The organism is Prevotella heparinolytica (genome assembly GCF_002998535.1).
GTDB lineage: Bacteria > Bacteroidota > Bacteroidia > Bacteroidales > Bacteroidaceae > Bacteroides > Bacteroides heparinolyticus.
Genome location: NZ_CP027234.1, coordinates 2,024,894 through 2,037,153 on the forward strand (window position 1 = coordinate 2,024,894; position 12,260 = coordinate 2,037,153).

Here is a 12,260-nt window from a genome sequence, read left to right on the forward strand (position 1 = left end):
CGCAAAAAGAGAGTCCGGCCTTATGTATACGAAGCGCAAAGGTACAATATCTTTCGGGAAAACTGAAAAGAGCACTTCTAAATAGCAGGCTTGGCCGAGTATTTGAAAGGATGGAAATTAGCAGGAAAAATACAAATTAAGCGTCTTTTATCCCCAAACTTCCATCATGATAATAAACAAGCGATAAGTAGAAACAAAGATACATTTAACGACAACTTAAACAATATGATACAACGAAATGAAAACCAAACTATACATCCTACTTCAGCAATCAGAATAAAGTATTGCCAATACTTTTATAGTTCAGAGTTTTTTCATAGCTTTGTCACCGAAGCAAGACAACGTCTTTTGCTTCATACTTTTTTGTAACATGATTTTGTAAGAAGCGTTGTGCCTCATTCTTGTTCTTGAAAACCTAGGAAATTTTCATAGAGTAAACAAAGATGACACAGATGGTTCCTACGCTGGTTTCAGCGTGGGTCTGCTGTCTGTTCATTTGTTTACTCAGGTTTTCCTAGGACCTTCAAGAACAATGGATAGCACGCAGTTCCACGCTGTCTGTTTTTTTACATCTTCGGAGGAACGCGGAGAAACTAATATTCCTATCAATGAAAACACTAAAAAAAAGAGTTTGTGAATGGAGGTATTTTTGTATAATGTGCTGCTTAGTAAATATTCTCGGCAGTTGTTCTAAGGAAGAAATACCGGCAGAAATTACCCCTACAGGTAATAGCAAGACATATTTTAGCAAAAGTCTGGATTTTACTTCGGATGGAGGTGAAAATATGATAACGTTTACCAGCAATAAAGACTGGAAGATAGAAATGTCCCAATCAGGAGGTCAAACAAGTTGGTGTTCCGTCTCTCCAACCGAGGGGAAAGCAGGGGAGAATACTGTGAAAATAAAAACAACACGCAATACGACATACGATGACCGAAATGTAACATTGACATTAACAGCCAATGAACTAACAAAAAAAATTGTAGTGACCCAAAAGCAAAAAGACGCTTTAACTCTGACTACAGCAAAATATGAAATTGGTTCAGAAGGTGGCACAATTCAAATAGAAGTAAAAGCAAATATAGATTATGAAGTAATAATTCCTGATCAGCATAAAGATTGGATTCATAAAAGCGGCAATACACGTAGCCTCTCTGCCTCGTCTGTTTCTTTCACTATTGACAAGAGTGAAGAATATAAAAAACGAGAAGGTGAGATAATCATTAAGAGTGGTATGCTATCCGAAACCTTGAAAATCTATCAGGCAGGTAGTGCTATCTTGCTCCTTAGCAAAAATGAATATGCCATTTCTGATAAAGGTGAGCAAATTACAGTTGAACTGAACAGCAATTTCGAGTACGACGTACAAATGCCGCAAGTGGATTGGATAACTTCTGTAAAAACAAGAGGAATATCCAGCCATACACTCTATTACGTCATTTCGCCCAATGATTCCTATGATAGCAGAGAAGCTGAAATAGTTTTTTATGATAAATACAGCGATAAAAAAGAAAAACTGAAAATAACACAAGCACAGAAAAATGCTATCAACATCCCGAAAAAAATATTCGAATTCGAAAAAGATGGTGGTGTATTTGAAGTTGAAGTGGCTTCAAATGTTAAATATGAAATTGGAATCGATTCAGAATGGATTAGCCAAAAACCGGGAACGAGGACTTTGAACAATGATAAATATTCTTTTTTAGTGAATGAGATGCCAAATGGAATTACAAGTAGAAAGGGAACAATTGCATTCACAGATAAAACAACAGGCTTATCCGCAGAAGTGGTTGTTACTCAAACAAATTTATTTTATCTTAATAAAAACACGTTGGAATTATTAGAAAACAGAAACGAGAAACTTCTTTTAACAAATCTGCTTTCCAACAAAAATGTGACTTGGAAAAGCTCTAATAGCTCCATAGCTAAAGTAAATGAAGATGGAACAGTTATCGCAGTGTCTAAAGGAGAAGCCATAATAACCGTTTCATCAACAGACGGTAAACATAAAACAGACTGTCTGGTAAGTGTTAAGAATATAACAAATTACATTTCTGTTTGGACAGGTTCGTCAGCTATCATGAGCGTTAATGGATTTATAACAGGAAGTGTCACTGTATATTTACAGAATAACAGTCCTGTTAGTATCAAGTTAAAGAAAATACAGTTAATAGCATCCGATAACAGCGATGTTAATACCAATGTGACTATTAATGAAGAGGAAATAAGTTCAACCCAAAATACAGGTTATACAATATCTATTAAGATAGGTATCTATAAACCGGTAATTCGTTGGGTATATGAATATAATGGAAAAGAATATTATGCGGATATTGCCGCTGAAACATGGGGCTGATAAAAACATATACTGAATAGCACATTCTGTGGATGGAATACTTCTTTCTGAGTAAAAGTTCACTTTCTTTAAAGTTGATTTTCTTCAGACACTTTATTCTATAATATCGTTGCTATTCGAGAACATGTGCAAAAAACGGGTGTTTTTGCACATGAAAAGAACAACATGAGCAAAAAAGCCTTATTTTTGCACATGTTGTTCTTATTCATATAAACATATAAAGCCATGTACAAGATTCCGTCTCTTCCATTGCAACAAGACCTTGATACGATTGCCATTCTGAAGCAACTGAACAGGGCCAACCGCAAACTGGCCGAGCTGAAAGGCCTTGCCTTAACCATCCCCAACGAGAATATCCTGATAGATACCTTGGTGCTGCAAGAAGCCAAAGAGAGTTCGGAAGTGGAAAACATTGTGACTACACACGACGAACTTTATCAGGCAGATGCCAATGCAGAGCATCTGATGGTAAGTCTTCAGACAAAAGAAGTGCTGCATTATTGTGAAGCCATGAAGTACGGCTTCTCGCTGGTGCGCAAAAACAAACTGCTGTCCCTCTCCATGATAAAAGAGATACAGAGACGGCTGGAACAGAACAATGCGGGTTTTAGAGCCGTGCCGGGCACATCGCTGCGAAACCAACGGGGAGAAGTGGTCTACGAGCCGCCCCAAGACAAACAGACCATAGAGCAACTGATGGGAAATCTGGAGCAATTCTTGAACGACGACTCCTTGAGCAACTTAGATCCTCTAATCAAAATGGCCATCATTCACCATCAGTTCGAGAGCATCCATCCTTTCTATGATGGTAACGGAAGAACCGGACGCATCATCAATATCCTTTTTCTGGTGGTGAAAGATTTGCTCGACTTGCCTATTCTCTACCTGAGCAGATACATCATTGACAATAAAGCGGAATACTACAAGCAGATACAAGACGTCCGCGAGAGCGGTGATTGGGAACCGTGGATATTGTTCATGCTGAAAGGAGTGGAAGAAACCGCCATCGATACCATCCGGTTGGTAAATGAGATTTCCATTTTGATGAAAGATTATAAAGTGAGACTGAAAAACGTGTTGGGAAAAAGCTATCGGCACGAGTTGCTGAACAATCTTTTCCGCCATCCCTATACCAAAATCGAATTTATAGAGCGCGAAATGGAAGTAAGCCGTTTTACGGCTTCCCGCATATTGGACAAGATAGTGAAAGAAGGACTGCTGGAGAAAGCCAAAAGGGGCAAAAGCAACTACTTTCTGAACAATGCACTCATCGCATTGCTTGCCAACCAAAAGGAGCATATCGGATTGTCGCCGGAAGAAATCATTGAATCGGTCACAATATAAATATGTGCAAAAACACCCCTTTTTTGCACATGAAAAGAACAACATGAGCAAAAAAGCCTTATTTTTGCACATGTTGTTTGTCATCATACAATCAGACGAAAGAGGAATGTATTGACAAACAAAAAATTGTTTCCCGTGTTGTTTTTGAAGTACAGTCTATATAATCTTAAAAAAACTTATAATAAAACTCGCAAATTAGTGATGTAACGGCCTTATTTGTATAGTAAGTAGAACTTTTAACCAAATAACCACCCCATGAAAACATTATTTAAATTGGCAGGAGTATTGGCTATGGCCGGAGTATTGGCTTCTTGTAGTAATGCGAAGAAGACGGTAGCCGATTACCGCATTATCCCTTTGCCACAAGAGATTACCCAAAGTACCGACGGAAGTTTTGAACTTAACCGCAGTGTAAAAATCATCTATCCCGAAGACAACGAAGCAATGCGCCGCAATGCCGGTTACCTTGCCGATTATCTGAAAAAAGCTACCGGAACGGATTACGCCGTTGAAGCCGGTACGGAAGGGAAAGGCAACATATTGCTCATGTCGGGGTTGACCTCCGAAAATCCGGAAGCTTATAAGTTGCAGGTAACGCCGGATGGCGTGACCATCACCGGAGCAAGCGAGGCCGGCGTGTTTTATGGCATCCAGACGTTGCGTAAGGCCATCCCTATGGAAAAGAACAGTGTCCCGGTACTGTCTGCCGTAGAAATCAACGATTACCCGCGCTTCGGCTGCCGCGGAGCGCACATTGACGTAGCCCGCCATTTCTTTACGGTGGACGAAATGAAGACCTTTATCGACATGATGGCTCTCCACAACATGAACCGCCTGCATTGGCATCTCACCGAAGATCAGGGCTGGCGACTGGAAATCAAAAAGTATCCGCTGCTCACGGAGATAGGCTCCAAGCGTAAGGAAACCGTCATCGGACGAAACTCCGGCAAGTATGACGGCAAGCCCTACGAAGGCTTCTACACCCAAGAAGAAGCGAAGGAAATCGTTGCCTATGCCGCCGAAAGATACATCACCGTCATTCCCGAAATAGACCTTCCCGGACACATGCAGGCCGCATTGGCTGCATATCCGCATCTGGGATGTACCGGCGGCCCGTATGAAGTATGGACGCAATGGGGCGTATCGGAGGATGTGCTGTGCGCCGGAAACGACAGCGTGCTGACGTTCATCGACGATGTACTGTCTGAAGTAATGGAAATCTTCCCGTCGGAATACATTCACATAGGCGGTGACGAATGCCCGAAAGTGAGATGGCAGTCTTGCCCCAAGTGCCAGGCACGCATCAAGGCATTGGGCCTCAAGGGTGACTCCAAGCATAGCAAAGAAGAATATCTACAGAGCTTCATCATCAACCATGCCGAGAAATACCTGAACGACCACGGCCGCCAAATCATCGGTTGGGACGAGATATTGGAAGGCGGATTGGCACCGAACGCCACCGTGATGTCATGGAGGGGTGAAGCAGGAGGTATCGAAGCTGCCCGTCAGAAGCACGATGTCATCATGACGCCCAACACCTACCTTTACTTTGATTATTATCAGACCAAAGACACTGACAACGAACCGTTGGCCATCGGCGGCTACCTCCCCGTCGAGCGAGTGTATGGCTACGAGCCGATGCCTGCCGCGTTGACCGCCGATGAGCAGAAGCACATCGTCGGCGTGCAGGCCAATCTTTGGACGGAATACATTCCCACGTTTTCCCAGCTGGAATACATGGCCTTGCCGCGCTGGGCAGCTTTGGCCGAAGTGCAGTGGACAAATCCGGAAAAGAAAAACTATGAGTGCTTCCTCGACCGCCTGACAAGACTCGTTAAGATGTATAAAGCCGAAGGTTACAACTACGCCACACATGTTTTCGACGTGAAGGCTGATTTCAACATCGACTCCGAAGGCGAGGCCATAAACGTGAGCATGCTCACCATCGACAAAGCTCCCATACATTATACATTGGACGGAGCAGAACCTACGGCAGCCTCGCCCGTGGCCGATTCCGTACTTGCAATCAAGCAGAGCTGCGTATTCAAGGCGCTTGCCATCCGCGAAACAGGCAACAGCCGCATGCTGACCGAAGAACTTACCTTCAGCAAGTCTACAGCCAAGCCCATTGTAGCCAAACAGCCCGTAAATGACCAATATCGCTTCAACGGCATCACCACTTTGGTAGACGGACTGCGAGGTAACGGCAACTACAAAACCGGCAAATGGATTGCATTCCACAATAACGATATGGACGTGGTCATCGACTTGCAACGGCCTACGGAAATCTCAACCGTATCTCTCACCACATGTGTGGAAAAAGGCGATTGGATATTCGATGCCCGTAGCTTCATCGTAGAAGTATCGGACGACGGAACCAACTTCACCCGACTGTCCGCCGAAGAGTTTCCCGCCATGAAAGAAAGCGACCCCAACGGACTTCACGAACATAAATCCACCTTCAATCCCACGACAGCCCGCTATGTACACGTGGTGGCCTCTTCCGAGAAGAGCATACCCGCTTGGCACGGTGGCAAGGGAAAACCCGCTTTCTTGTTTGTCGATGAGATTATAATCGAATAAGCATATAGAAGAAACCTGTATCGAACGGCGTGGAGAAACGGGCGTTAAGCACTTGTCTCTCCACGTTGTCGTTCGATAAAAGAACATAGATGACACTAAGAATTTGCAGAGAATGAAGAAGCATAGAGCAAGCGGAATCATCATGGCCTTTCTGATGGTTTTCCCGCTGTTTGCCCACGCACAAGTACGTGTTCGGCATACTTTTGAGAAAGGATGGAAGTTCAGTCGTGAAGACAACAAGGACTTCAGCCGCAAAGAATATGACGACGCCAAGTGGCAGTCGGTCGTTGTGCCCCACGACTGGGCCATCTACGGTCCTTTCAGCATCAATAACGATAAGCAACACGTGGCCATCGCTCAGGACGGGCAGAAAGAAGCGATGGAACATGCCGGACGCACGGGAGGACTCCCCTTTGTAGGAGTGGGATGGTATCGCCTGAAGTTCAAAGCACCGCAGTTTGCTTCGGGCAGGAAGGCTGCTTTCGTCTTTGACGGCGCCATGAGCCATGCCCGCATATACATCAACGGAGAGGAAGCCGGCTATTGGCCCTACGGCTATAACTCTTTCCACATAGACGCCACTCCCTATCTGAAAGCCGGCGAAGAAAACACGCTGGCTGTACGTCTGGAAAACGAAACGGAATCTTCGCGCTGGTATCCGGGAGCGGGACTTTACCGCAACGTCCATTTGGTTATCAATGAAGATGCTTTTATCCCGACGTGGGGAACGCAACTCACCACTCCTGTGGTGAAGAAAGAATATGCCAAGATTGTGTTGAAAACCCGCCTGAACATTCCCGGACACAAGGTTTTTTCGGACTACCGCATCGTCACCGAGCTGAAAGACGGGAACGGGAAAGTAGTAACCTCCGGTGAGAGACAAGGAACAGCGCATGACGGCAACGTATTCGAGCAAGCGTTTGTGGTGAATGCTCCTGCATTGTGGTCGCCCGACTCGCCGACGCTTTATTCGGCTGTTTCAAAGATTTATGAGGGCAGTGTGCTGAAGGATGAATATACCACACCGTTCGGCATCCGTTCCATCGAGATCATTCCGGACAAAGGCTTTTATCTGAATGGAGAGCGCACCCCGTTCAAAGGCGTGTGCAACCATCACGACTTAGGGCCTTTGGGAGCTGTTGCCAACGAGGCCGGCATCCGCCGCCAGATTCGCATATTGAAGGATATGGGGTGCAATGCCATCCGCACTTCGCACAACATGCCCGCGCCGGAACTGATTCGCGCTTGCGACGAGATGGGCATGATGATAATGGCCGAGTCGTTTGACGAATGGAAGGCGGCAAAGGTGCAGAATGGTTATCATAAAATATTCGACCGGTGGGCGGAGAAGGATTTGGTGAATCTGTTGCATCAGTATCGCAACAATCCGAGCATTGTGATGTGGTGCATAGGCAACGAAGTGCCCGACCAATGGAACGGCGACCGGGGACCGAAATTATCCCGTTTCTTGCAGGACATCTGCCACCGGGAAGATCCTTCGCGACCGGTGACGCAAGGCATGGATGCGCCCGATGCCGTGGTAAACAACAATATGGCCGCCGTAATGGATGTGGCCGGATTCAACTACCGTCCTCACAAATATCAGACGAACTACAAGAAGCTGCCGCAACAGATTATTCTGGGCAGCGAGACCGCCTCGACGGTCAGTTCGCGAGGCGTGTATAAGTTCCCGGTGGTTCGCCGCTCCATGCAGAAGTACCCCGACCATCAGGCTTCTTCCTACGATGTGGAGCATTGTTCATGGTCGAACCTGCCCGAAGACGATTTCATACAGCACGAAGACCTGCCTTATTGCATCGGCGAGTTTGTATGGACCGGTTTCGATTATCTGGGAGAGCCTACTCCTTATTATACCGATTGGCCCAGCCACTCTTCCTTGTTCGGCATCGTAGACCTTGCCGGCTTGCCCAAAGACCGCTACTACCTTTATCGCAGCCATTGGAACAAGAAAGAGGAGACCCTCCACATCCTGCCCCACTGGAATTGGGAAGGACGCGAAGGCGAAGTGACACCGGTGTTCGTATATACCAACTACCCGTCGGCCGAACTCTTCATCAACGGCAAGAGTCAGGGCAGGCGCGCGAAAGACTTGTCCGTCACGGTTGATAACAGTGCGGATTCTCTTTCCATGTCCAACCTCAAACGCCAACAGCGCTACCGGTTGATGTGGATGGACACGAAGTACGAGCCGGGCACGGTGAAGGTGGTTGCCTATGATGAAAACGGCAAAGCTGTGGCCGAGAAAGAGATACACACCGCCGGAAAGCCCCATCACATCAAATTGACGCCCGACCGCTCGCAGATTAAAGCCGATGGAAAGGATTTGTCTTTTGTCACCGTCCGTGTGGTGGACGAACAGGGCAATCTCTGCCCGATGGCCGAGAACGAGATAAGTTTCAAGGTGAAAGGTGCCGGCAGCTACCGTGCAGGAGCCAACGGCAACCCCGTTTCGCTCGAATCTTTCCAACTTCCCAAGATGAAGGTTTTCAGTGGAATGATGACCGCCATTGTTGCTTCCTCCGAAACGCCGGGAAAGATTACGCTGGAAGCCACCGCCAAAGGATTGACGAAAGGTGTGCTGACGATTGAAAGCAAATAAAAAACAATAGAAGATATACCATGAAAAGTAAAGTTCTTGCATTCATCCTGCTTTGTTGTGCCACCTCGATAGGCGCAAAAGTGAAACTGCCGGCCTTGATGGGCGACAACATGATACTGCAACAACAAGCCGAAGTTAAACTTTGGGGGACGGCCGCGCCGAAAGCCGAAGTACGTGTCACTCCTTCGTGGGACGGACAGACACGGACGTGCCGTGCCGACAAAGACGGCCGTTGGCTGCTCACCGTGAAAACTCCGGCGGCAGGATTTACACCGTATGAAATCTGTTTCGACGACGGAGAGAAAACCACTTTGAAAAACATCCTCATCGGCGAAGTATGGCTTGCCTCCGGACAGAGCAACATGGAGATGCCCCTGAAAGGCTTTGCCGGTTGCTGCACCCTGAACGGAGTAGACGACATCATCGCCGCCGGCGAAAACAAAGGCGTGCGCATGTTCACCGTGCCCAAGCACCAGACGTACGAACCGCAGACCGACTGCAACAGCAGTTGGAAAGTATCCTCAATAGAGACTGCACCCGATTTCGGCGCCACGGCCTACCACTTCGCCACTTCGCTGAGCCGTGCGCTCCGCATTCCCGTGGGCATCATCAACTCTTCCTATGGGGGCTCCACGGTGGAGGGATGGATAAACCGCGAGTTGCTGGAGACTTATCCGGACGTTTCTCTGCATCGTGATTCCATTGAGAAACGGCATCCCATGCACCGCCCCATGTTGATGTACAATGCCATGCTGAAACCGCTTCAGAACTATACCATCAAAGGGATTATCTGGTATCAGGGCGAGTCGAACGTGGGACGCCACGACACCTATGCCGGACGCCTTGCCGACATGGTGAACCTCTGGCGCACGGAGTGGGGGCTGGGCGACATTCCTTTCTATTTCGTGGAGATTGCCCCTTATGCCTACGGAGGAGAACAAGGACAAGCGGCCGCCTATCTGCGCGAAGCCCAGTTCAAAGCCCAAAGCCTGATTCCGAACAGCGGCATGGTTTCTACCAACGACCTTGTGGAGCCGTATGAAGTGTATAATATCCATCCCCGCAACAAGACGGCAGTGGGACGCCGCCTCAGCTATCTGGCACTGAACCTCACGTACGGACAGAAACAGATACATTGCTTCGGCCCGCAATACAAGTCGTGGAAAGCGAAAGGAAAAGAAGCATGGGTGTCTTTCGACCATCTCGAGATGGGTATCTGCCGCAACTACGACCTTCGCGGTTTCGAGGTGGCGGGCCAAGACCGTGTGTTCCATCCGGCAGACAAAGTGTGGCTGCATTGGCAAACCAACGAGGTGGTGGTCTCTTCGGAGAAAGTTGCCGTTCCCGTTGCCGTGCGCTATTGTTTCCGCGATTTCCTGCCCGGCACGATGATTGGCGGGAATGAACTTCCCACCATTCCGTTCCGCACGGACAACTGGTAGACACGGGAAAGGCCATCCGGAAAGTTCGCGTGGGTTGGCTTTTGTCTCCCCCACAGTTCGTCTTCCCCGAAGTGCGGGCATACGACTCCTAAGGTGTGGGCATACGACTCCTAAAGTGTGGGCATACGGTCCGCCAAGTGTGGGCTTATGCCTGATAAAGTGCGGGCTTACGGCTCACTAAGTGTGGGCATGGAACCGCTAAAGTGCGGGGGCACGATTCACCGGCTGCAAGAGGCTGAATGGCATAAGCGGAGGGGGGCACACCTGCGGACTTTCCGGATAGCCCCGGCAAACGAAGACGGGCGCAGTTTCAGGACAATCGCTTGAGATGGCAGAGCAACAGCTCCCCCGCCTCGTCACGCAAGTGCATCCCGTTTCCCTCGCAGTAGCGAAAGAAACTGCAATCGGCGCATGCGCCTTTTTTCATCCACTCGCGGTTGCGGAAAGCGTGGAAACGATTTTCCCACACCTCCATGAAATCATCCCGATAGATATTGCCCTGATGGAAATTGCTGCGAATGCTGGGGCAGGCCGATATGGAACCGTCTATCAACACAGAGCCCACGCTGATGCCGGCATTGCAGGAATAGAAGTTATCCCGCACATCGCCCTCGTAATTACCCAAAAACCCTTCGCAGCCATAGCTCAAGTGCATCTTCTTCTCCTTACGTACACCTTTGATGAACTCCATGAGCCCCGTAAACTCTTCATCCGTCAATTGGAACTCCGGATGCTGTGCCGCACGGCCTACGGGAAAGATGGTGAACAGCCGCCAATGGCGTACACCGATATTATATAGCGATGACTTGATTTCTTCAAGATAAGGATAGTTGCGGCGATTGACGCAAGTCACCACATCCCACGTCAGCTCAGGCTCGTGCACCAATCGTTTGATGGCATCCATCGCCCTGTCATAACTGTCCGGATGCCCTCGCAGCCAGTTGTGCTCACCGGCAAAACCGTCCAGACTGATGGTAATGGTATGCAGTCCGGCCGCTATCAGCCCCTGCAAACGCCCGGCGGTGAGATAAAGGCCGTTGGTGACCAGTCCCCACGGATAGCCGCGACGGTAGAGGGCAAGGCCCACTTCTTCCAAATCGTCGCGCATCAGCGGTTCTCCACCGGTGATAATGACATTCACTTCGTTCGGGTCGACGTGGGGCGTGATGGAATCAATCACCCGCAGGAAGTCTGCGGCAGGCATGTCTTTTACTTCGGAAGTACGCTTGCAATCGCTGCCGCAATGCTTGCAATGAAGGTTGCAACGCTGCGTGCACTCCCAGAAGAGTTGCTTCAACGGATGCATCTCTTTCCTGTTGTTGCGGATTTTACGCGCCACCTCCAGGGCCAGACGTTTACGGATGGAAAGGGCAGTCACGGGATTATTTTTCTTTTTTCTTCAGTTCGAAATCTACTGTCTTACTGTCGCTGCCTTCATACCAATTGCCTTCGCCCCCCTCCGGCTTCATTTCCACATCCACGGAATCGGCTTTATATACGCCGGCAGGGTCTTCGCAGATAATCCGATAGCCCATACGGGGCCACGCATACCCATCTTTGAAGGCGTATTCGCCCGTATCTTTCGTATAAAGCGTATCTTTCCGGCCGGAATAGTAGCTGCTCGCTGCCGGCGGGTTTTCTTTCACAATCACGCGCATGCCTTTCAGCGGCTGTTTCGCCTCGTTCTGTACTTTTCCCTTGATTTCATACTTTGCATACGGCGTACCGTACTCATCCGGAGTTTCACCTCCTACGCACGATGCGAAGCCCAATAGAGCCAATACCCCGGACAACACTTGATTACAAGCAGTCAGCCATTGCCTTTTCCTGTTTTTCATAGACAATTTCTTTTTTTCTATTATATCGATGAAACGTACAAAGGTAACAAATACTGCATGATGGCTGCATTTTTTG

General features: G+C 48.1%; 7 protein-coding genes. 5 read left to right on the forward strand and 2 right to left on the reverse strand.

Annotated features, from left to right (window positions below):
- Nucleotides 1-608 precede the first annotated feature (608 nt).
- From C3V43_RS08310 to C3V43_RS08330, 5 genes are all read left to right on the forward strand, one after another.
- Complete coding sequence (locus C3V43_RS08310) at nt 609-2,357, forward strand: BACON domain-containing protein (protein WP_106069406.1); 1,749 nt, start codon at nt 609-611, stop codon at nt 2,355-2,357.
- 225 nt (nt 2,358-2,582) lie between these two features.
- Nucleotides 2,583-3,701, forward strand: a complete 1,119-nt coding sequence (locus C3V43_RS08315; RefSeq protein ID WP_106069407.1) for a Fic family protein — start codon at nt 2,583-2,585, stop codon at nt 3,699-3,701.
- Between the two features lie 255 nt (nt 3,702-3,956).
- Nucleotides 3,957-6,284 carry a glycoside hydrolase family 20 protein gene (locus tag C3V43_RS08320; RefSeq protein ID WP_106069408.1) on the forward strand — a complete coding sequence of 776 codons (2,328 nt, stop codon included), beginning with the start codon at nt 3,957-3,959 and terminating at the stop codon, nt 6,282-6,284.
- Nucleotides 6,285-6,426: 142 nt separating this feature from the next.
- Nucleotides 6,427-8,904: a beta-galactosidase GalB gene (gene galB / locus C3V43_RS08325; RefSeq protein ID WP_394336170.1), complete on the forward strand. Its 2,478-nt coding sequence runs from the start codon at nt 6,427-6,429 to the stop codon at nt 8,902-8,904.
- A gap of 20 nt (nt 8,905-8,924) precedes the next feature.
- Nucleotides 8,925-10,346 carry a sialate O-acetylesterase gene (locus tag C3V43_RS08330; protein ID WP_106069410.1) on the forward strand — a complete coding sequence of 474 codons (1,422 nt, stop codon included), beginning with the start codon at nt 8,925-8,927 and terminating at the stop codon, nt 10,344-10,346.
- A gap of 310 nt (nt 10,347-10,656) precedes the next feature.
- On the opposite strand, the gene C3V43_RS08335 is transcribed toward C3V43_RS08330, so the two are convergent.
- Both C3V43_RS08335 and C3V43_RS08340 read right to left on the reverse strand, forming a co-directional pair.
- On the reverse strand, nt 10,657-11,724 hold the full coding sequence (locus C3V43_RS08335) for a TIGR04133 family radical SAM/SPASM protein (RefSeq protein WP_106069411.1): 1,068 nt from the start codon (nt 11,722-11,724) through the stop codon (nt 10,657-10,659).
- A gap of 4 nt (nt 11,725-11,728) precedes the next feature.
- Entirely contained in the window at nt 11,729-12,184 is a 456-nt protein-coding gene (locus C3V43_RS08340; protein WP_106070519.1) for a radical SAM-associated putative lipoprotein, read from the reverse strand.
- Nucleotides 12,185-12,260: the final 76 nt, after the last annotated feature.

Bases quoted from the DNA above. Each gene is read 5' to 3' on its own strand.
- C3V43_RS08310 (WP_106069406.1), top strand. From the start codon at position 609: ATGAAAACACTAAAAAAAAGAGTTTGTGAATGGAGGTATTTTTGTATA.
- C3V43_RS08315 (WP_106069407.1), top strand. From the start codon at position 2,583: ATGTACAAGATTCCGTCTCTTCCATTGCAACAAGACCTTGATACGATT.
- C3V43_RS08320 (WP_106069408.1), top strand. From the start codon at position 3,957: ATGAAAACATTATTTAAATTGGCAGGAGTATTGGCTATGGCCGGAGTA.
- galB (WP_394336170.1), top strand. From the start codon at position 6,427: ATGGCCTTTCTGATGGTTTTCCCGCTGTTTGCCCACGCACAAGTACGT.
- C3V43_RS08330 (WP_106069410.1), top strand. From the start codon at position 8,925: ATGAAAAGTAAAGTTCTTGCATTCATCCTGCTTTGTTGTGCCACCTCG.
- C3V43_RS08340 (WP_106070519.1), bottom strand. From the start codon at position 12,184: ATGAAAAACAGGAAAAGGCAATGGCTGACTGCTTGTAATCAAGTGTTG.